22 protein-coding genes and 1 pseudogene are annotated in these 20809 nt (G+C 27.3%); 18 read left to right on the plus strand and 5 right to left on the minus strand.

Translation table 11 applies throughout. From position 1 onward, the window contains the following. Window positions 1–33 precede the first annotated feature (33 nt). Window positions 34–249 (plus strand): hypothetical protein, encoded by a 216-nt coding sequence (locus BMW96_RS05615; RefSeq protein WP_092353359.1) that lies wholly within the window; start codon window positions 34–36, stop codon window positions 247–249. Window positions 250–279: 30 nt separating this feature from the next. On the opposite strand, the gene BMW96_RS05620 is transcribed toward BMW96_RS05615, so the two are convergent. Next, a complete protein-coding gene (locus tag BMW96_RS05620) occupies window positions 280–813 on the minus strand; it encodes a helix-turn-helix domain-containing protein (RefSeq protein ID WP_092353361.1) in 534 nt (177 codons plus the stop codon). Between the two features lie 171 nt (window positions 814–984). Here BMW96_RS05620 and BMW96_RS14075 point away from each other — a divergent pair, with 171 nt between their 5' ends. Continuing rightward, entirely contained in the window at window positions 985–1143 is a 159-nt protein-coding gene (locus tag BMW96_RS14075; RefSeq protein ID WP_157796071.1) for a hypothetical protein, read from the plus strand. Window positions 1144–1380: 237 nt separating this feature from the next. Here BMW96_RS14075 and BMW96_RS05625 read toward each other — a convergent pair whose 3' ends face one another. Together BMW96_RS05625 and BMW96_RS05630 are read right to left on the minus strand one after the other, a co-directional pair. Then, entirely contained in the window at window positions 1381–2322 is a 942-nt protein-coding gene (locus BMW96_RS05625; protein ID WP_092353363.1) for a TIGR03943 family putative permease subunit, read from the minus strand. Then, a complete protein-coding gene (locus tag BMW96_RS05630; protein ID WP_092353365.1) occupies window positions 2322–3308 on the minus strand; it encodes a CobW family GTP-binding protein in 987 nt (328 codons plus the stop codon). The genes BMW96_RS05625 and BMW96_RS05630 overlap by 1 nt, the downstream gene beginning before the upstream one ends. A 195-nt stretch (window positions 3309–3503) precedes the next feature. Between BMW96_RS05630 and BMW96_RS05635 the strand changes: the two genes are divergently transcribed. From BMW96_RS05635 to BMW96_RS14460, 11 genes are all read left to right on the plus strand, one after another. Next, a complete protein-coding gene (locus tag BMW96_RS05635; protein WP_092353367.1) occupies window positions 3504–4091 on the plus strand; it encodes a cytidylate kinase-like family protein in 588 nt (195 codons plus the stop codon). Next, window positions 4091–5431: an MATE family efflux transporter gene (locus BMW96_RS05640; RefSeq protein ID WP_092353369.1), complete on the plus strand. Its 1341-nt coding sequence runs from the start codon at window positions 4091–4093 to the stop codon at window positions 5429–5431. The genes BMW96_RS05635 and BMW96_RS05640 overlap by 1 nt, the downstream gene beginning before the upstream one ends. A gap of 87 nt (window positions 5432–5518) precedes the next feature. After that, on the plus strand, window positions 5519–6214 hold the full coding sequence (locus BMW96_RS05645; protein WP_092353371.1) for a biotin--[acetyl-CoA-carboxylase] ligase: 696 nt from the start codon (window positions 5519–5521) through the stop codon (window positions 6212–6214). A 202-nt stretch (window positions 6215–6416) separates the two neighbouring features. Further along, complete coding sequence (locus tag BMW96_RS05650) at window positions 6417–7265, plus strand: S66 family peptidase (RefSeq protein ID WP_092353373.1); 849 nt, start codon at window positions 6417–6419, stop codon at window positions 7263–7265. A gap of 102 nt (window positions 7266–7367) precedes the next feature. Continuing rightward, window positions 7368–8120, plus strand: a complete 753-nt coding sequence (locus tag BMW96_RS05655; protein WP_092353375.1) for a DeoR/GlpR family DNA-binding transcription regulator — start codon at window positions 7368–7370, stop codon at window positions 8118–8120. Continuing rightward, the gene (gene pfkB, locus BMW96_RS05660; RefSeq protein WP_092353377.1) at window positions 8117–9037 is read left to right on the plus strand and encodes a 1-phosphofructokinase; all 921 of its coding nucleotides are present in this window, start codon (window positions 8117–8119) and stop codon (window positions 9035–9037) included. Before BMW96_RS05655 ends, pfkB begins: the two co-directional genes overlap by 4 nt. Continuing rightward, window positions 9037–10926, plus strand: coding sequence for a PTS fructose transporter subunit IIABC (locus tag BMW96_RS05665; RefSeq protein ID WP_092353379.1), 1890 nt, complete (start codon window positions 9037–9039; stop codon window positions 10924–10926). Before pfkB ends, BMW96_RS05665 begins: the two co-directional genes overlap by 1 nt. Window positions 10927–11071: 145 nt before the next feature. Next, window positions 11072–12844 carry a DUF885 domain-containing protein gene (locus tag BMW96_RS05670; protein ID WP_092353381.1) on the plus strand — a complete coding sequence of 591 codons (1773 nt, stop codon included), beginning with the start codon at window positions 11072–11074 and terminating at the stop codon, window positions 12842–12844. Window positions 12845–12955: 111 nt separating this feature from the next. Further along, complete coding sequence (locus BMW96_RS05675; protein ID WP_092353383.1) at window positions 12956–13816, plus strand: AraC family transcriptional regulator; 861 nt, start codon at window positions 12956–12958, stop codon at window positions 13814–13816. An 81-nt stretch (window positions 13817–13897) separates the two neighbouring features. Further along, entirely contained in the window at window positions 13898–14620 is a 723-nt protein-coding gene (locus BMW96_RS14455; RefSeq protein ID WP_244881264.1) for an MATE family efflux transporter, read from the plus strand. A gap of 8 nt (window positions 14621–14628) precedes the next feature. Next, a complete protein-coding gene (locus BMW96_RS14460) occupies window positions 14629–15225 on the plus strand; it encodes an MATE family efflux transporter (RefSeq protein WP_244881265.1) in 597 nt (198 codons plus the stop codon). Here the strand turns inward: BMW96_RS14460 and BMW96_RS05685 are convergent. Both BMW96_RS05685 and BMW96_RS05690 read right to left on the minus strand, forming a co-directional pair. Next, the gene (locus BMW96_RS05685; RefSeq protein WP_092353385.1) at window positions 15222–15713 is read right to left on the minus strand and encodes a Gx transporter family protein; all 492 of its coding nucleotides are present in this window, start codon (window positions 15711–15713) and stop codon (window positions 15222–15224) included. The two genes, BMW96_RS14460 and BMW96_RS05685, sit on opposite strands and share 4 nt — an antisense overlap. 9 nt (window positions 15714–15722) lie before the next feature. Continuing rightward, the gene (locus BMW96_RS05690; RefSeq protein ID WP_092353387.1) at window positions 15723–16082 is read right to left on the minus strand and encodes a NusG domain II-containing protein; all 360 of its coding nucleotides are present in this window, start codon (window positions 16080–16082) and stop codon (window positions 15723–15725) included. Between the two features lie 318 nt (window positions 16083–16400). Here BMW96_RS05690 and vanG point away from each other — a divergent pair, with 318 nt between their 5' ends. The 5 genes and pseudogenes from vanG to BMW96_RS05715 all read left to right on the plus strand — a co-directional run. Continuing rightward, complete coding sequence (vanG, locus tag BMW96_RS05695; protein WP_092353389.1) at window positions 16401–17453, plus strand: D-alanine--D-serine ligase VanG; 1053 nt, start codon at window positions 16401–16403, stop codon at window positions 17451–17453. 16 nt (window positions 17454–17469) lie between these two features. Then, window positions 17470–18600: a serine racemase VanT catalytic subunit gene (gene vanT, locus BMW96_RS05700; protein ID WP_092353391.1), complete on the plus strand. Its 1131-nt coding sequence runs from the start codon at window positions 17470–17472 to the stop codon at window positions 18598–18600. Between the two features lies 1 nt (window position 18601). Beyond that, a complete protein-coding gene (locus tag BMW96_RS05705) occupies window positions 18602–19789 on the plus strand; it encodes a M15 family metallopeptidase (protein ID WP_244881266.1) in 1188 nt (395 codons plus the stop codon). Between the two features lie 54 nt (window positions 19790–19843). Continuing rightward, the gene (locus BMW96_RS05710; RefSeq protein WP_092353395.1) at window positions 19844–20305 is read left to right on the plus strand and encodes a YbaK/EbsC family protein; all 462 of its coding nucleotides are present in this window, start codon (window positions 19844–19846) and stop codon (window positions 20303–20305) included. Between the two features lie 259 nt (window positions 20306–20564). Further along, window positions 20565–20809, plus strand: a pseudogene (locus tag BMW96_RS05715) (hypothetical protein); the annotation flags it as partial.

Raw genomic sequence — 20809 nt, forward strand, 5'->3', positions numbered from 1 at the left:
CAATATAGACAAAATTATTAAGGGGTAAAAATTATGAATGAGAAAATATTAAAAATGGGTAAAGATGAAAAAGAAGGGAATGATAGAAAAAGGATGATAAACACTATTATAAATATATTGAATATTGTTGATAATAATGATTTAGAATATATTTATATTATAGTTATTAGTAGGCTGTTACGAGTTGAATCTGATTTTGATAAAGGATATATATTAGCATTGCTACAAAGTAATAAAATAAATCAATAGACCACTGTTAAATAAGCAGTGGTCTATTAGTTAAAAATCAATATTTATTTTATTATCTCTCAAATCTAGCATAGCACTTATAAAACCTAATACAAATTCAATTGATATATTTAAAGTTTTTAAAATATTATCAATTTTATCAATATCTAGCATATCATTATAACTTTCAAACCTTAAATATTCATCAATATCAATATTTGATAAATCAGATACCATTTTTTCTGTCCAATCAAATTGGATTCTCTTATGTTTACATAATCGTACTAAACTTTTATATGCCAATTCAGATTCAGTATCAATTATTTTTTTTAGTGTTTCTAAATTAAAGGGTTGAGATTCTTTTTTTCTATTATTTATTTCAGAATCTAATCCCATTAAGGCAGAAGGGTTAGTATTTAGAGCATTTGCTATTAGCGTTATTTTTGATATCGGTAAATCAACTTCTCCGTTTTCGATTTTTGCTATTGAAGATCTAGAAGTGTAGCCGGTTTTTTTTGCTAATTCTTGTTGTGACATCCCTAAATTTTTTCTTAAATTTCTAATTTGTAAATATAACGGATCCAAATTTATCACCTCAATAGAATAGTAACATTAAGTATAATTAAATTCAACAAATATTTACATATAGATATTTCTATGTTGACTAAAATTCACTAAAATGATATTTTATATAATATAAGTGAATTATATTCAACTTATATAAACTATTAGAATATTTAAGAGGTAGTTATTAAGATGTCAATGGAAGAGGAAAATAATTTCATAATAATTGAAAATACTAGAGAGGATATACAAAAATGTGATGATTGCTGTAACGAGTCGTCAAGTTTAATTGAAACAGAAATTGGGTATTTATGTCCCAAATGTTTTAATGATTTTATAGAAAGAGGATAGAAGTATTTAAAGTAAGTATGAATTTGTATTTAGGCGATAGTAGAAAAGGTACTAGATTACATTGAAAGGAGTTTGCAGGATAAATAATTAGATTTAGAAATTATATTTATTATGTTAGATGATTAAATTAGGATTGCTGGTTTATGAAAAAAATATGATTGAATGATAAAGTTGTTTGGAGTCAATTTTGATTAAATAAATATTTTTATTTACACATAAAAAAGCGCAATGCGCTTTTTAGTCAAAAGTTACATATTCATTTTTTAATGGAGAGACAACATTTAAATTTTCAACAGTTAGAACGGGAATGTTAATTTGATATTCTTGATCAAGAACAGTTGAAACTTTACCTTTTACCACGATCCATTCATCAGGAATTAGTTTTTTAGCTAGTTTACTAATACAAACTAGACCAATCAATGATGTATCCTCTTCACAACAAACCATAGCTTGTCTACCTAAAACAAAACCATCTTCAATAACTCTATCTAATCCAATAAACTTTCCCTTTATTTTAATTGTTTTATCATTATACTTCTCAGGATGATCCATTACATCCATACAAAAAATACCAAAATCATGATCTTTAATCTCTAAATAATCTTTTTGTATATCATAAGGTAATTCTACTTCAGGATGCATTGTATCAATAGTGCCATTAGGAAATTCATAAATTATTTGGGTATTACTGTTTATTGCTTTTATATTATTTCTTAACATTGATTTTTTAATGTTTTGATTATAACGATTAAAAATGACAAGATCACTAAATATAACTTGTCCATATACTAATGAACGCATATTATTTAAATACATTGAAAAGGTTGTAGCATCAAAGGTTGTTAAAACTTGAACAACTTTCCAATTTTCTGGAATAATTTCTTTAACAAAAATATTTAGATCCATCATTCCATTGGCTTCAATCATAATTTGTGTAGGATGATATTCTAATTCTAGGTGCTTTAAATCGTATGTAGTAAAGTTTTCGTAATCTAAAGTAGCTAGTGAAGTATTAGATTTTTTTAAATATACTTTATCATAAGAAATTTCACCACTTTCAAAACTTATTAATAAAGTATCCTCATCACTATAAAAGTCAGGATTCATCAAAGTATCATTTATGAACGAAGTTTTACCACTATCTAAAAAACCTGCAAAAATATATACTCTTGTTTCCATTAAGCAACCTCATCAAATAAATTATTTAATTTTTGTTCATCTAACTTTTCACCAATTATACAAATTTGACCAGTAAAATTGGCTTTTCCTATACGAATCTCATATTCCCCTGGAACTAGGTCAAAATACAACCAATTATTTTCAAAACTATCTACATAGCCTTTAGCCCTTAGAATATTTCCATAGTTTGAATTCTCACTAAGTTTTTTTAAGATTGTCTCTAATTGAATTTTAGTATATTTTTTTGGTGTTTGTTTACTCCAGCTAGTAAATATTTCATCTGCATGATGATGTTCATGTTTGCATTTATGATTATGGTGGTGTTCATGATTATGATTGTGACCACACTCAGGACAAATATCTAATTCATTGAACAATTGGTTACGAAGATTATCACTATGATCAAAAGCAGCAACTAATGTTTCTTGGGTTAATTGATTCCAAGTGGTTGTAATTATATTGGCTTTATTGTTATGTTCTTTAATTATTTTAATACATTCATTAAGTTGAAATTCTGTTATATCTTCAGTTCTGCTTAAAATAATTAATGAGGCATATTTGATTTGATTATTAAAAAATTCACCAAAGTTTTTAGTATATAGACGACATTTTTTAGCATCAATTACAGTCATATGATTGTCAAGTGATAGTTCATCACTATTAACTTCATTTACAGCTTTTATTACATCAGATAATTTACCTACTCCAGAAGGTTCAATAATAATACGGTCAGGATGATACTTTTCAATAACTTCCACTAACGAAGTTTCAAAATCATCTACAAGACTGCAACAGATACATCCAGAGTTGATTTCAGTTATTTCGATTCCAGAATCATGCATAAATGTTCCATCGATTCCAATTTCACCAAATTCATTTTCAATCAATACAATTTGTTCATCAAGATATATTTCTTTAATTAATTTTTTTATAAAAGTTGTTTTTCCAGCTCCAAGAAAACCAGATATGATATCTACTTTTATCATCTAATTCATCTCCTATCTAAGATATTATAACATTAAGTTTTTTATGGTTCAAATATTGAAGTTGTTAAAATTATTACCATTATTTAAAAAACTAGAACAAAATTAATTCTATATTAAACAGATTTTTAAAATATGACAAGAATAGTAACATAACTCAAAATATGTTAGAATATAAGGTATAGAGGAGGAATATTTATGAGTAAAAAGGTTATAACCATTGCAAGAGAATATGGCTCTGGGGGAAGGTTGATTGCTCAAAAAGTCGCAGAAAAATTAGGAATAGTTTATTATGATAATGAAGTTATTGATTTAGCTGCTAAGGAAATGGGATTTGATGTAGATGTGATTAGAAAAGTTTCAGAAGAAAAATCATCAGGATTTATGTATAGTCTATCTTCTAGTGCATTTACTCTTCCTTTAAACGATCAAGTATACACGATGCAATCAAAAATTATTCGTCATCTAGCAAGTTATGATGCTTGTATTATTGTTAGTGGTTGTGCTGATTATATTTTGGAAGATTTTGATAATGTTTTGAAGGTTTTTATTCATGCACCATTAGAATCAAGAATCCGTCGGGTTAAAGAAGATTATAAAGAAAATCATAGTGATTTAAAAAAATATGTGGTAAAGAAGGATAAAACTAGGAGTAATTATTATAATTACTATACAACTAAAAAGTGGGGACAATTAAAAAATTTTGATTTAACAATTAATAGTGATTTGGGTATTAATGAAGCGGCAGATATAATTTCGAAATTATATTTAGAGGGAAAATTTTAATGGCTACAGAAAATAAAATGGGTGTAATGCCTGTAAATAAACTATTAATTACAATGTCTTTACCAATGATAATTTCAATGTTAGTTCAAGCAATGTATAATATTGTTGATAGTATATTTGTTGCTCAAATTAGTGAAAATGCACTAACAGCAGTTTCTTTAGCTTTTCCCTTGCAAAACTTAATGATTGCTTTTGCAGGGGGAACAGCTGTAGGGGTTAATGCTTTATTGTCTAGAAGCTTAGGGGAAAAGAATCAAGATAATGTAAATAAAACAGCGACAAATTCAATTTTCATTTATTTAATTACAGCATTAATTTTTATGATTGGAGGATTGCTGATATCTAATATATTTTTTAGTATTCAAACTACTAATCAAGAAATCATAAATCATGGAAAGGTTTATATCTCAATTGTTGTAGGGAGTTCATTTGGTTTATTTGGACAGTTTTTATTTGAACGGCTTTTACAAGCTACAGGAAGAACAATGTTTACGATGTTTACCCAAGGTATTGGGGCAATAATCAATATAATATTAGATCCAATCTTTATTTTTGGTTTATTTTCAGTGCCCAAAATGGGTGTTGCTGGAGCGGCATTGGCAACAGTTATAGGACAAATAATTGCATGTATGTTAGCACTATTTTTTAACTTAAAATATAATCATGATATCACTTTTCAATTTAAACGATTTAAACCAGATTTCCAGATTATTAAACAAATTTATTCAGTAGGAATTCCATCTATTATTATGCTATCTATTGGTAGTGTTATGACATTTGGAATGAATACAATTTTAATTACTTATTCTACTACAGCAACAGCTGTATTTGGAGTATATTTTAAACTACAAAGCTTTGTTTTTATGCCTATTTTTGGTTTGAATAATGGAATGATTCCTATTATTGCATATAATTTAGGTGCTAAGAAAAAAGATAGAATGTTTAAAACAATTAATCTAGCAATGATTTATGCTATATCTATAATGATTATTGGATTAATAATATTTGAGTGTTTTCCACAAACTTTATTAGGATATTTTAATGCATCATCAGATATGATTAAGATAGGTACTCCTGCATTAAGGATAATTGCGCTTCATTTTATTCTTGCAGGATATTCGATTGTTTGTAGTGCTGTATTTCAAGCAGTTGGTAAAGGTACATATAGTTTATTAACATCTTTAATTAGACAATTATTTATATTATTACCAAGTGCATATATCTTATCTTTATTTGGAAATATTAATTTGATTTGGTTATCTTTTCCGATTGCAGAAATCGTTTCAGTGATTACTTCATCAATATTATTTTCTAAGATAAAAAGACATTTAGTATTTTAGAATGTTATACAGTAGCTTTGCTGGTAACAGAATTGTGAAGCTAATTGATATATTGTATAATATTACATATAGATTAGGGGTGACAGCATGAATTATATTGAGCTAGATGAGGTAGATTCGACAAATAATTATGTAAAAAGGAATTTAGATAGATTACCTAATTACAGTGTAGTAAAATGTAATTATCAGACTGCAGGTCGAGGGCGTAATGGGCATATATGGAAAAGTAAAAGAGGACAAGATCTACTAATGAGTATTCTTGTTAAGGATTTTAAGAATCCTCATGATTTACACAAAATGACTCAAATAGCTGCTTGTAGTGTAATTGGCTTGTTAGATAGGTATGGGATTGAAGCAAAAATAAAGTGGCCTAATGATGTTTTTGTTGATGATTTGAAAATATGTGGGATATTAGTTGAGGCAATATATAAAGATGGATTAGAAGGAGTAGTAATTGGAATAGGTTTAAATGTTAATTCTATTAGTGGTGAATATACTTCAATGAAAATGAAATTGGGTCAAGAATATTTAATTAAACCAATTATGATTACAATTTTGACATACTTTAAAATTTATCATAATCTTTATCAACAAGGCTGTTATGATCAAATTCTTGATTATGCAAATAATATTTCTTATTTAAAGAATAAACAAGTTGTTTTTCAAGATTATGGGATAGTAACTTTTACAAAACTTAACGAAGATGGAACTGTGGATTTTATTGATAGTAATTATCAACAGCATAATGTTTTGGTTAATGAAATCTCTTTACATAGAGAGTAGAGAGTACCAAATTAATTTTAAATGATAGGCATGTATATTTTTAACTCTCTGTATTATATAAGAGAGTTTTTTATAATAATGTTATTATAGTTATAAATATTATTTAAGATATAGTAATAGAATTTATTAATGGTGTATTATAAAAGTGGGTATAGTGAAAAGTTGATGATAGTATTTTATAAAGGAATAAGAGGTATGATAAATGAAGAATAATGATAAGATAGCAATTGTTTGTTGTTCTAATGGGATTAAATTAAAAGATAAATATAAAATTGATATGTTGATAAATTTATTTATTAGATTTGAGTTAGTACCTGTTATTAGTAGATACATATTTGAGCAAGGAGCAGTTTTTAGTGGAAATGCAAAACAGAGAGCTGAGGTATTGATGGATTTTTATAAAGATAAAGAGATAAAAGCGATTTTTGATATTTCTGGTGGAGATATTGCTAATGAAATTTTACCATTTTTAGATTTTGAAATTATCAAAAAGAATAAAAAATTGTTTTGGGGGTATAGTGATTTAACTACGATTATCAATGCAATTTATACAAAAACAAATAATGAATCAATTTTATATCAAATAAAAAATTTAGTTGCTGAAGATATGGAAGAACAGACAAATAATTTTTATGAATCTCTTTTTTTAAAGACAGATCATTTGTATTATTTTAACTATGAATTTATTCAGGGCAATTCCATGCAAGGAGTTGTTGTTGGTGGAAATATAAGATGTTTCTTAAAGTTGGCAGGAACTGAGTATTGGCCAAATATGAATAATAAGATATTATTACTTGAGGCTAGAAGTGGAACAATTGGACAAATGACAACTTATTTAAGTCAATTAAAACAGATTGGGGTATTTGAAAAGGTTAATGGAATTATTTTAGGCAGATTTATAGAAATGGAGAATAAATGCTGTATACCAACAATTATTGATTTAGTAAAGAGATATATTAATAGAGATTTGCCTCTTGTAAAAACTTCTGAAGTAGGACATAATATTGATTCTAAAGCGATGATTATTGGAAAAATGATAAACTTACGTTAATTAGTAAGTTTTTATTTTTGTTCAAAAACATTCAAAAACATTCATAAAATAATTGACTATATGACTGAATAGTCATATAATATGTTTGTGAGGTGAATGAAAATGATTACAGAAGAAAGACATCGACTGATTTTGAAGGAATTGAAAAGAAAAGGAAGCTTAAATGTATTGGAGCTGGTAAATATAACTAAAGCTTCTGAGTCAACGATACGACGTGATTTATTGGAGTTAGATCATCAAGGATTATTGAAAAGGGTCCATGGTGGAGCGGTTCTTATTGAAAGAGCTAGTTTAGCAGTTGAAAATCCATTAAGTGAACGACAATCGCAAAATTCATTACAGAAAGAATTGATTGGGAAATATGCTGGTAAATTAGTTGAAGAAAATGATACTGTATATATTGATACAGGATCAACTACAATAAAATTAATTGATTACTTAATTGAAAAAAAAGCGACTTATGTAACTAATGGATTATTACAAGCACAAATGTTAGCACAAAAAGGATTTAAGGTAATTTGTCTTGGAGGGGAGATAAGAGGGATTACTGGTGCTTGTGTTGGAGCGAGTACTTATCAAAAATTAAGTAGATATCATTTTACAAAAGCTTTTTTTGGAACTAATGGTGTTGATATTGAACATGGTTTTACAACTCCTGATAATGAAGAAGCATTAATTAAGGAGGCTGCTTTTAGTCGTTGTGAAATGAATTATATATTATGTGATCATAGTAAATTTAATAAATTAAGTCCAGTTCATTTTGGTGATATAAATGAGGCAATTATAATTTGTGATTATTGTAAAGAAAATCAAATAAAAGAGCATACTACAGTTGTGGAGGTAGATAAAGTATGATTTATACAATAACATTTAATCCATCATTAGATTATGTTATGAAGGTTAAAGATTTTGAAGAAGGAAAAACTAATCGATCTTATCAAGAGACCATTTATCCTGGGGGAAAAGGTTTTAATGTATCTACAATTTTACAATGTCTTGGTCTTGAAAATACTGCATTAGGATTTATTGCAGGATTTACAGGAAAAGAAATAGAAGATCAGTTAAAAAAAAGAGGTTTTAATTTAGATTTATGTGTATTAGATGAAGGGATTTCACGAATAAATGTAAAAATGAAAAGTACAAAGGAAACAGAGATAAATGGTAATGGACCTAATATTAATAATATAAAATTAGATGAATTATTATCAAAATTGGATTATTTAAATAATGGGGATATTTTAATTTTGGCGGGTAGTATACCTTCATCATTACCAGATAATATTTATGAAACAATTATGAAAAGATTGATTTTAAAGAAAATCAAAGTAATTGTTGATGCAACAGGCGAGTTGTTATTAAATGTATTATCATATCGTCCATTTTTAATCAAACCTAATCATCATGAATTAGAAGAACTTTTTAAGACAAAAATCAATAATCAAGAAGAAATAATATTTTATGCAAAAAAGTTAAAAGAACAAGGAGCAATAAATGTTTTAATATCATTAGGAAAAGACGGGGCATTATTAATAAGTGAAGATAATCATGTGTATTTTTGTAATAGTGCTAAAGGAGAATTAATTAACTCAGTTGGTAGTGGAGATTCAATGGTTGCAGGATTTATTGCTGGTTATTTAAAAAATAAAAGTTATCAAGAAGCGATTCACTTAGGTAGTGCATGTGGTGGTGCAACAGCTTTTAGTGATGATTTAGCTAAAAAAGAAATGATTGATAAAGTTTATCAACAAATTAATGTGGAGGTTATCGAATAATGAAGATTACAGATTTATTAAAGTGTGTATCTGTTGATGTTAATGCAGCAGCTAAATCAAAAGATGAAGCTATTAATCATTTAGTTGATCTAATGGATAAACAGGGGAATTTAAAAGATAAAGAGGTTTATAAACAAGGAATATATGCTCGTGAAGAATTAAGTACTACAGGAATTGGTGAAGGAATAGCTATTCCTCATGCTCAAAGTGAAACTGTTGTAGCACCAGGTTTAGCGGCAATGGTTGTTAAAGATGGAGTTGATTATCAGTCTCTTGATGGAAATCCAGCTCAATTATTTTTTATGATTGCTGTACCTAAATCAAGTGGAAATGAACATTTACAGATTTTAGCAATGCTTTCGCAGATGTTAATGGATAATGATTTTAAAGAGGCATTAGTTAATGCCAAAAGTAAAGAAACTTTTATGAGAATTATTGATGAAAAAGAAGCTAGTCAAAAAGAAAAAGAGACTCAAAAAGAAGTTGCCCAAAAATCATTTAGTGGTAGTTATCAAATTGTTGCAGTAACTGCTTGTCCAACTGGAATTGCACATACCTATATGGCAGCAGAGGCTTTAGAAGAAAAAGCTAAAGAAATGAATGTAACGATTAAAGTAGAAACAAATGGTAGTGGTGGAACTAAAAATGCTTTGACAGCAAAAGAAATTTCTGAATGTCAAGCAGTTATTGTTGCAGCAGATAAAAATGTTGAGATGGCACGTTTTGCTGGAAAACCAGTTATTCAGGTAAAAGTAGCAGATGGAATTAATAAAGCAACAGATTTAATCAAACAAGCCTTGAGTGATGATGCTCCAATTTATCAAAGTGATAACACAGTTAATTTAAAAATTGAAGACTCTAATGAAGGCGTAGGTCGAACAATTTATAAACATCTAATGAATGGTGTTAGTCATATGTTACCTTTTGTAATTGGTGGTGGGATTTTAATAGCATTAGCATTTTTATTTGATGATTATACTATTGATCCTAAAAATTTTGGAAGTAATACAGAATTAGCAGCTTTTTTAAAAAATGCTGGTGATACTGCTTTTGGATTTATGTTACCTATTTTATCAGGGTTTATTGCTATGTCGATTGCAGATCGTCCAGGTTTAGCAGTAGGATTTGTCGGTGGTGCTTTAGCTTCTGGAGGTGGCTCTGGTTTTTTAGGAGCATTAGCCGCTGGTTTTGCAGCAGGATATTTATTGATAGGATTACGAAAATTATTTGATTATTTACCAGATGCATTTGAAGGATTAAAACCAGTTTTATTGTATCCGTTTTTTGGAATCCTAATTATGGCACTAGGAATGGTGTTTATTATTAATCCACCAGTTGCAGCAGTTAATAATGGAATTACTAATATTTTAAATTCAATGGGTGGTTCTAGTAAGGTATTGTTAGGTCTAGTTTTAGGAGGGATGATGGCTGCTGATATGGGTGGTCCAATCAATAAGGCAGCTTATGTATTTGGAACAGCATCTATTACAAGTGGGAATTATGATATTATGGCAGCTGTAATGATTGGCGGAATGGTTCCTCCATTAGCAATTGCTCTAGCAACATTATTTTTTAAAAATCGTTTCACTAAAAAGGAACAAAGTACAACAGTTACTAATTTTATTATGGGATTTTCATTTATTACTGAAGGAGCAATACCTTTTGCAGCTAGTGATCCTTTGCATATTTTACCAGCATGTATTGCAGGTTCAGCAGTTGCTGGGGCATTGTCAATGGCTTTTGGATGTACATTAATGGCACCTCATGGTGGTATATTCGTTATAGGAGTAATTAGTAATCCATTAGGGTATTTTATTGCCTTATCAATAGGAGCTATTGTAGGAATGATATTACTAGGATTATTGAAAAAACCAATAGCTTCAAAATAGTTAATATGTCATACTTTTATGTATGACATATTTTTTAATGTAATAATTAAACATTTAATTGATGAATTATAATATCAGTAGTAGAAAAATTTAGTAGTTTTAGGTTATAATATATTTATATATAAATAAAAGGGATGTTGATAAGATGAAAAATTACAAAAAAATTATTTCGGTTGTACTTGGTTTGTTATTGGTATTAAATATTGCTGGATGTACTAATAATGAAAAAGAAGAACCGACAGCTAAAAAAGAAGATTTCGATACTTTTATCGAAAAAATGCCGAATTTAGTATTATCTGATGATGATATGAATCTTGAGTTTACTTTTCAAGATCCAAGTAACTATGGATTTGAAGAGCAGTTATTAACTTTGCCATATAGTAATGAAAAAAGCTATAAAAAAAGTAAAAAAGAAAATGAAAAAATACTTAAGGAACTAAGATCATATGATTATGATAAATTAACTGATGATCAAAAACTAACATATGATATTTTAGAAGACTATTTACAAAGAACTTCTTATCAGTATGAATATTATGATCTTGATAATAGCTACTTAGGTAGTTTTGTTAGTTTTCAGGCTCAATTACCATTACTATTAAGTGAATATACATTTGAACGTCAAAATGATTTAGATAGTTATTTTAATATGTTGGAAACTAGTGAAGAAACATTTTTAAAATATGCAGAAATTGAAAAGAAACGTCAAGAGAAAAACTCTGGATTAGCTAAAAATATTTTAGAAAAAACTATTGAACAGTGTCAAAATTATACTAGTAGTACAGATGATTATTTGATTGAACGGATTAATCAAAGAATAGATAATGTTGATTTTTTAAATGATGCAGAAAAAAATGAAGCAAAACAAAAAAATCAAGAATTAGTTTCAGTAAATTTAAAAAATGCGTATAAAAGTTTAGAAGAACAATTAAAACAGGTTACACCAACTAATCAAGATAATAAAGGTTTGTATAGTAGTCCTAAAGGTAAAGAATACTATGAAGCTATGCTTCAGGGTAGAGTTGGAACAGATATGAATATAAAAGAAGTAAAAAATTATTTAGAAGAAAAGAAAAATAAACTACTTCAAGAAGCAATAACTTTAATTACTGAAAATCCTGAATTAGCCCAAGTAAGTGGTTTTTCAGAAATAGTATATTCAGATTTTACTTCTACTGCTCAAACATTAGATTATTTAAAAACAGCAATTACAGAAGATTATCCTAAAATTGATAATCTTAACTATGAAATTATAACTGTTCCTGATGCATGGAAAGATAATTTTTCTCCAGCTGCCTATTTACAAGGTAAAATAGATGCTCCAATTGATACACCAGAGTTGATTTATATAAATGGTGAATATTCACAATCTTTGTTTGATACAATAGAACATGAAGGATATCCAGGACATATGTATCAGCATACATATTTTAAACAACAAAAAAATATACCAACAATACGTTATTTAATTGATTACAATGGTTATAGTGAAGGATGGGCTACTTATGTTGAATGGAATGGCTATAAGTATGCACCTATAGAAGATAAAACAGTTTTAGAGTATAAAAGTTTAAATGATCGTTTAACATCAGTATTTGTTTGTTTAATGGATATTGGAATTCATTATGATGGATGGGATTATGATGACTATAAAGAATATTGGAATCAAAATTTTGGTGAAGTAAGTGAAGATTCAATGTTAGAACAGTATAATCTATTTTTAGAAACACCAACAAATTATTTACAATATTATTTATCTGGATTCTTATTCCAAGATCTTTATGATAAAGCAGAAGATAAGTTAAAAGATAAGTTTTCTGCGGTAAAATTTCATGATGTCATATTATCTACAGGACCAGCACCATTTAAGATATTAGAAAAACAAGTTGATAAATATATTGAAAAAGATAGTAAATAAAATGGAAGATAAAACTTCCATTTTTTATATGATAATTTATTATAAGGGCATTTATGGATAAGCATAAAAAAAGGATGGATGTTAGACTGTATATGTAAGGAGGCGATGATAATGAATTCATGGCAAGAAATTCAAAAAACAATTGAATATATAGAAGAACATTTTGATGAAGAAATTGATATAGATAAATTAGCTGCAATTGCTCATTTATCAAAGTATTACTATCAACGTTTATTTTATCGTTTAACAAATAAAACCGTAAAGGAATATGTTAAATTACGACGTTTGGCTAAGGCCTCAAAATTATTGAAAGAAACAGATTTACGAATATTGGATATAGCTATTAAGTGTGGTTTTTCTAATCATGGAAATTTCAGTAAAGTATTTAAGGAGGTTTATGATATTTCACCTGATAGATATCGTAAAACGGATATTCATTTAGATCAGTATATAAAACCTGATATTGCTTTAAATTATATACTGATTGATACTGGGGTTCCTTTGATTGTAGATAAAATGGTTTTAGAAATTAATAAAAAAACAATAGAATCGGATAAATATTTTATTGGAAAAAGTAAATTAGCATTAATAAATGATTTAAATCAACCTAAGATTAATAATTTTATAGATTTATGGCAGGATTTAAAGTTAAATAATGATCAAGTTGGAGTAGATATTTTAACATTATCTGATCAACCAGAGTATTTTAATTATTTTGTTGGGGTGGAATCAAAGGATTCTAAAGAAGGATATGAGATTCGGGTAATGCCGAAGGGGAAATATATAGTTTGTAGTTATGAAGCAGAAAATTTTGATTTATTAGTAAATGAAGCTTTGTATAAAGCAAGTCGTTATTTATATGATATATGGTTACCTAATCATAATTTGACACCTGATAGTTTATTGATCCAAAAGTATTTTAATCCTTTTGAAGATAATTGTTTTATAGAATTATGGGCTAAATTAAAATAGTTTTTATGTTTCAAAAATAGAAATAATTTACTATCTAAAATAGATAGGCGTATAATAGGTCTATGTAGGGGGCGATTATGCGTGTTATTTACTAATAAAGATTTAAAAAGATTAATTGTGCCACTTGTAATTGAACAATTATTAGTTATTTTGGTTGGTTTTTTTGATACTGTAATGGTTGCAAGTGTTGGTGAAGCAGCTGTTTCTGCAGTTTCTTTAGTTGATGGAATTAATATTCTTTTGATTAATATATTTGCAGCCTTGGCAACAGGGGGAGCAGTTGTGGCAGCGCAATTCGTTGGGCAGAGAGCTTTTGATAAGGCGAGACACGCTGCAAAACAATTAATTCTTATTACAGCGGTTATTTCGTTATTCATGATGGTGATAGTAATTATTTTTAATACTTCACTTTTGCATTTAATATTTGGTAATGTTGAGGTGGATGTAATGAAAAATGCTGAAATTTATTTTTTGTTTTCTGCTATGTCATATCCTTTTATTGCCTTATATAATTCAGGAGCAGCTTTATTCAGGGCGATTGGAAATTCAAAAATTTCAATGATTAACAGTGCAGTCATGAATATAATAAATATTATTTTAAATGCAGTATTTATATTTGGTTTTAAATGGGGAGTTTTTGGAGCGGTTCTAGCAACCTTAATTGCTAGAGCTGTAGCTTGTTGTGTGATTTTAAAAATGTTAGGGCAAAGAGATTTAGATATTTATGTAGATGATTATTTTCATTGGAAATTTGATTTAATATATATAAAAAAATCTTACAAATTGGAATTCCTTCAGGATTAGAAAATGGAATGTTTCAGTTTGGTAAGATATTAGTTCAAAGTTTAATTGCAGCATTTGGAACCTATTCAATTGCTGCTAATGCTGTTTCTAATAACTTAGCACAAATGCAGATTATTCCTGGGATGGCAATGTCATTAGCGATGGTTACAGTTATTGGTCAATGTGTAGGTGCAGATGATTACAAGCAGGCAAAATATTATGTGAAAAAGTTAATGAAGATCACTTATATTTCAATGGCAGCTATAATTGTGGTCTTAGTTTTAATAACTCCAGAAATTTTAAATTTTTATGCATTATCAAGTAGAACTAAAGAGCTTGCTTATCAATGTATATTTTTACATGCTTTTGTTGCGGCTGTAGTTTGGCCTTTATCATTTACTTTTCCAAATGTATTAAGAGCAGCAAATGATGCTAAATTTACAATGATTATATCAGCATTATCAATGTTAATCTTTAGGTTATGTTTTAGTTATATTTTAGGACAATATATGTCGTTTGGATTAATAGGGGTTTGGATAGCTATGTTTATTGATTGGGTAGTGCGTTGTATTTTCTTTATTTGGCGGTATTATAATGGAAAGTGGATGAATCGTAAGCTGGTTTAGGATATCTTAGGATATCCTAATTTCTTTATTACTGATATTGCAATAAGACCCATTAAAGTACCAGTAATACAGGCGATAATTATTAAATATGGTAGGTAATAAATAATATTAAATCCAAAAAATATAATGGCAATAATTAACTGACCTAGATTATGACTAACTGCTCCAGTAATACTAATAATTAACATAGAGAATGATTTAGTTTGTTTAAGTAAATACATTACAAGAATACTAAGTATAGCACCACTAATACTATATAAGAACATGTATAAGTTTGTAAAAGTGATAGCAATGATTAAACATCGTAACAATGAGACGATTAGTGTTTCTTTAAGGCTATAGTAATATAATATGATTATGTTGATGATGTTAGCTAATCCAATTTTAGAACCAGGAATACTAAAACTAAAAGGAATCAAACTTTCAATATATCCTAGAATAATGGCAATTGCAGTAAATAAAGATAGATAGGTTATTTTTTTAGTCATGTAATTCTCCTAGTATGTTGATGCATCTATATCGTTATTTTTATTAGCGATAATTCCAATGGTTACTTGGTTTGGTAAACAAATTATTTGTTGAGCATTTTTAGATATTTTCCCTTGTTTTTGACATAATTTATCAGGGCAGGTTGAATCTATAATGTAAGCTTCATTATTTTTTATTACTAGAGTATTTTTATTTTCTATATTTATAGTTTGATCAAGATTTAGGGGAACCGTTTGATACACTTTACCACTAATTTTGATTTGAACATATGCTCCAGTTTGATAAAAAAAGAAATAATTAAATATGAAACCGCAAATAATTATTAATCCAATAATAAATATAATAATATAATCCTTTTTTTTAATCATAAACCCTCCAATTAATATAATTGTAAATTAATAATTTAAACTTTACAATAATAAGTCAAAATATTACATATAAAAAGCTTATCTACTGAAGTACATTAGAATATTATTGTTTCAAAATATTTATTTGCAAAAATTCATGGAATTAAAATAGGCATAATTATGAGTTAATAAAAGATATTTTATAATGTAAGAAAAAAGTAAGAATATAAAAAGAAATTTGTTATCTTTTCTTATGAGGATATTGAAAAACAAGACTTTTATTTTAGATATCATATAGATATCAAATAAAAGTTTTTATTATCGAAAGGAAGGATATGAATGAAGTTAAAAACTATAGCAGTATTATTTGGTGGGAATTCAAGTGAGTATGAAGTATCATTACAATCAGCAGGTGCAATTATAAAAAACTTTCCATATGATAAGTATACTCTTTACATGGTTGGTATTACTAAAACAGGTAAATGGTATCATTATCAAGGTGAGGTTGAAAATATCTTAAATGATACATGGTTCAAAGAAACAATGAACAGTGTAAGTATAAGTTTGGGTATAAATCATGGCACTATGATAGAAATTATAAATAGTAAAGTTGTGTATCATCATATAGATGCAGTTTTGCCAGTTTTGCATGGAAAAAATGGTGAAGATGGTTCAATACAAGGGTTAATGGGTTTAGCAAATATTCCAATTATTGGTAGTGGTATTTTAGCATCAGCTTTATGTATGGATAAATATCGAGCTCATGAATTAGTTAAATCTCAGGGTATAAAAGCAGCAAAATCTTTTGTTATATCGAGAAATGGTTTAAATGAAGAGATATATGATTTGAAATTTCCTGTGTTTGTAAAACCCTTAAAAGCTGGTTCATCATATGGAATATCTAAAGTATCAGAGCATAAGGATTTAAAATATGCAATTAGTTTAGCTTTTAAATATGATAATGAGGTAATTATTGAAGAGGAAGTTATAGGATTTGAAGTTGGTTGTGCAGTTATTGGTAATAAACATTTAGAAGTAGGAGTAGTTGATGAAATAGAGTTATCAGGAGGTTTTTTTGATTTTAATGAAAAGTATACACTTAAATCATCAAAAATACATCTTCCAGCCCGAATTGATCAAAAAACAATAAAGAAAATTCAAGATACTGCAAAAAATATTTATCGTATTTTAGGGTGTCAGACATTTGCTAGAGTAGATATGTTTTTAACACCTCAAAATGAGATTTATTTTAATGAGGTTAATACTATTCCTGGTTTTACATCACATAGTCGTTTTCCACAGATGATGAAGGCAGCTGGATATGAGTTTTCTAAATTAATAGATGTAATTATTGAAATGGGGCTTAATAATGAAAGTAATATCTCTAAATAATAAAAGGTAAAAAAATATGGTTAGTATTTCTACAAGCCGCAGCTGGGTTGAAATTGATTTAGATGCACTTAGTCATAATATTAATTATTTGTCATCGTTACTTAAACCAAAAACAAAATTTATGGCAGTTGTTAAAGCAGATGGATATGGACATGGTTTAATTACGATTGCAAGACACTGTCAAAGAATAGGAATAACAGCTTATGCAGTAGCTACTATTGATGAAGGGATTAAATTAAGAAAGGCAGGAATTAGTGGAGAAATATTAATTTTAGGTTTTACCCATCCAATAAGAGCGTTTGAATTGTACAAATATCATTTAATTCAAAGTATTATTGATTCTAAATATGCTTGTGAGTTAAGTTGGTGTGGATTTGATATTGATGTTCATGTGAAGATTGACAGTGGAATGCATCGATTAGGCTTTGATGTAAATGATATTGGTAGTATTGAAGAACTATATGAATATAATAATTTACATATAAAAGGATATTTTACACATTTATGTGTTTGTGATAGTAATAAAAGAAGTGATATCTCATTTACAAAATCACAAATTAATAGTTTTAATAGATTAATAAATAAGTTAAAAAAATATAATGATGTAGGAAAAATACATATTCAAAGTAGTTATGGATTAATTAATTATCCTGAAATAGATTGTGATTATGCACGTATTGGTATTTTGATGTATGGAATAAAATCATCTCATAGTGATTATTTAAAAATTAAATTAGATTTAAGTCCTGTTTTATCAATAAAATCACGAATAGCAACAATTCATCATCTTGTAAAAGGAACAAAGATTGGCTATGGACTTACATATCAAGTTACTAAAGATAGCATAGTTGCAACAATCCCAATAGGTTATGGAGATGGTATCCCAAGACAGTTATCATCAAATGGATATGTTTTAGTTAAAGGGCAAAAGTGCCCAATTATTGGACGTATATGTATGGATCAGATGCTAGTAGATGTTAGTAGAGTTAAAAACCTTACTAGTAATGAAGTAGTAACTATTATAGGTAAAGATGGAAATAATGAAATTAGAATTGAACAACTTGCTTTAGCAGCTGATACAATTAGTAATGAAATATTATGTCGGATTAAGAAGCGTTTACCAAGGATATATAAAGGAGGAAATTAATTTGAAAAAGATAAATAAGTTTTCATATGAAATAATAATTGCAATAATAGGGGTATTAGTAATTATAGGGACAGTGATTATTTTAAATCTTGAAAGAATTCATTTAATGGCAAAGGGATATAGTTTTAGTGAACAAGATATTATTTTGAAGTTAGAAGATGAAGAGGTAGAGCGTTTTTTAGAGTCTGATAAAGTTGTTGATATTGCTTCATGGGATAAAACCTCTAATGATAATCATTATTTGGAATATGAAATTTATCGTGGATATAAGAAAGATTTATCAGCAAAAGAAGTGGTAGAGTATATAGATGAATTCTATCAGAAATATTATCAATCATTAAAAAATTTGAAATATAATTATAATCAAATAATTAATTTAATGTCTTTTGCAAGTTTAGAAGACTTTAAAATGCTTGTAGATAATAAATATACATATGTAGTTATAAAGCCCTATTTAAATATCAAAGGGATGATTTTTAAAGACTTACCAAAATATATAGAATCAAATCTAGAACCTATAACAGCAGTATTATCACAATCATATCCTTTTATCGATGCCAAAAATAAACCAACTAACGAATATCAAATATTACAACCAGAAAATACTTTAGTTTTAATAAAAAAAGGATTTGTCATACCAAAAGATTATGAACCTAAAGATTTAATTATACCAAATATACCAATAGCACCTGATACAGAAAATAAAAAATTACGCAAAGATGCTGCACAAGCACTAGAAAATATGTATCAAGATGCTTTAAAAGAAGGTTATCAATTAGTTTTAAATAGTGGTTATCGTTCATATGAAAGTCAGACAGAGATATATAATGAGTATTTTAAAAAATATGATGAAGTTACTGCAGCTGGACTAGTTGCAAAACCTGGTTCTAGTGAACATCAATTGGGTTTAGGTATAGATTTAACAAGTCAAAGTGTTATTGATAAAAAAAGACTTGTGTTTGGTGATACTAAAGAATATAGATGGGTAGTTAAAAATGCTTATAAATATGGTTTTATTTTGCGTTATCCAAAAGATCGTTCTAGTTTAACTGGTACAGCAAATGAGCCATGGCATTTACGCTATGTTGGTAAAAAAGCAGCTAAAATCATCTATGATAATGATTGGACTCTAGAGGATTATATTTTAAAATATGGCTTTGATTATAATTTAAAAAAATTAATTAAATAATACGTGACATTAATAAAATAATTAATTACAATCATATTTATATGAGGTAGTAATATGGATATTTATAAATATTTATCAAATTTAAAGATTGATTATGTAAAGATGGAACATAAACCTGTTTCAACAGTAAAAGAAGCATTATTTATTGAAGAGACAATGAATGGTGAGGGTGTAAAAAACTTATTTTTAAAAAATGCTAATCATAATTATTATTTATATGTTATAAAAAGTAATAAAAGAGCTGATCTTAAAGCTTTAGCTAATTATTTAAATAGTGGTAAGCTTTATTTTGGAAATGAGGTAGAGTTAAATAAGTATTTAGGATTGAAGCCAGGAGCAGTTTCTTTACTAGGAATTATTAATGATAGTGGTAAAGTAAAGATAATTATTGATAGTGATTTGGTTGGAAAGCGTTTGTTGATGCATCCTAATATCAATACTGTAACATTATCAATTGCTTATAATAATGTATTAAAAATAATTGAGGATTGTAAGAATGATTATATCATTTTCTAAAATTTTATATAATCATTTTATAGGGTAAGTGCATGAAATCGAAGTACTTATAAGATCAAGTATTTTAAATTAGAGTAGGTATATATTAAAAAATTGCTGTTGTTTTATTGAAACTTTCAGTATTTAAAAATTGTGTTTTTATAATTTACTGATAAATAAGTTTATAGAATATATCTTATAATAGTATTTTTTAGTGACATTTGATTTTTAAAAGTAATCCTCCTGATTATTTTGTAAAAAATAATAGGAGGATTATTGTATGAGTGAAGTAATTAATTATCAAAATGATTTAGTTAAATTTAATAACGATCTTTTCTTTAAATATCTTCTTTCCAGAGATACTGCTGAATCCAAAATGTTAAGAAAGTACATCGTTAAACTCGTTACCAATATCGACTGTAAAAAAATGATTGTTAAAAATCCTGAAATCAATCAAAATACTGTTCTTGCTAAAAATATTATTTTAGATATTTGTGCTGTTGATGAAACTGGCAGAATTATTGA

Source organism: Thomasclavelia cocleata (assembly GCF_900102365.1).
Classification (GTDB): Bacteria; Bacillota_I; Bacilli_A; order Erysipelotrichales; family Coprobacillaceae; genus Thomasclavelia; species Thomasclavelia cocleata.

What these genes read in the sequence shown, in the direction of transcription:
- BMW96_RS05615 (WP_092353359.1), top strand. Translation starts at nt 34, where the DNA reads ATGAATGAGAAAATATTAAAAATGGGTAAAGATGAAAAAGAAGGGAAT.
- BMW96_RS14075 (WP_157796071.1), top strand. Translation starts at nt 985, where the DNA reads ATGTCAATGGAAGAGGAAAATAATTTCATAATAATTGAAAATACTAGA.
- BMW96_RS05625 (WP_092353363.1), bottom strand. Translation starts at nt 2,322, where the DNA reads ATGGAAACAAGAGTATATATTTTTGCAGGTTTTTTAGATAGTGGTAAA.
- BMW96_RS05630 (WP_092353365.1), bottom strand. Translation starts at nt 3,308, where the DNA reads ATGATAAAAGTAGATATCATATCTGGTTTTCTTGGAGCTGGAAAAACA.
- BMW96_RS05635 (WP_092353367.1), top strand. Translation starts at nt 3,504, where the DNA reads ATGAGTAAAAAGGTTATAACCATTGCAAGAGAATATGGCTCTGGGGGA.
- BMW96_RS05640 (WP_092353369.1), top strand. Translation starts at nt 4,091, where the DNA reads ATGGCTACAGAAAATAAAATGGGTGTAATGCCTGTAAATAAACTATTA.
- BMW96_RS05645 (WP_092353371.1), top strand. Translation starts at nt 5,519, where the DNA reads ATGAATTATATTGAGCTAGATGAGGTAGATTCGACAAATAATTATGTA.
- BMW96_RS05650 (WP_092353373.1), top strand. Translation starts at nt 6,417, where the DNA reads ATGAAGAATAATGATAAGATAGCAATTGTTTGTTGTTCTAATGGGATT.
- BMW96_RS05655 (WP_092353375.1), top strand. Translation starts at nt 7,368, where the DNA reads ATGATTACAGAAGAAAGACATCGACTGATTTTGAAGGAATTGAAAAGA.
- pfkB (WP_092353377.1), top strand. Translation starts at nt 8,117, where the DNA reads ATGATTTATACAATAACATTTAATCCATCATTAGATTATGTTATGAAG.
- BMW96_RS05665 (WP_092353379.1), top strand. Translation starts at nt 9,037, where the DNA reads ATGAAGATTACAGATTTATTAAAGTGTGTATCTGTTGATGTTAATGCA.
- BMW96_RS05670 (WP_092353381.1), top strand. Translation starts at nt 11,072, where the DNA reads ATGAAAAATTACAAAAAAATTATTTCGGTTGTACTTGGTTTGTTATTG.
- BMW96_RS05675 (WP_092353383.1), top strand. Translation starts at nt 12,956, where the DNA reads ATGAATTCATGGCAAGAAATTCAAAAAACAATTGAATATATAGAAGAA.
- BMW96_RS14460 (WP_244881265.1), top strand. Translation starts at nt 14,629, where the DNA reads ATGTTTCAGTTTGGTAAGATATTAGTTCAAAGTTTAATTGCAGCATTT.
- BMW96_RS05685 (WP_092353385.1), bottom strand. Translation starts at nt 15,713, where the DNA reads ATGACTAAAAAAATAACCTATCTATCTTTATTTACTGCAATTGCCATT.
- BMW96_RS05690 (WP_092353387.1), bottom strand. Translation starts at nt 16,082, where the DNA reads ATGATTAAAAAAAAGGATTATATTATTATATTTATTATTGGATTAATA.
- vanG (WP_092353389.1), top strand. Translation starts at nt 16,401, where the DNA reads ATGAAGTTAAAAACTATAGCAGTATTATTTGGTGGGAATTCAAGTGAG.
- vanT (WP_092353391.1), top strand. Translation starts at nt 17,470, where the DNA reads ATGGTTAGTATTTCTACAAGCCGCAGCTGGGTTGAAATTGATTTAGAT.
- BMW96_RS05710 (WP_092353395.1), top strand. Translation starts at nt 19,844, where the DNA reads ATGGATATTTATAAATATTTATCAAATTTAAAGATTGATTATGTAAAG.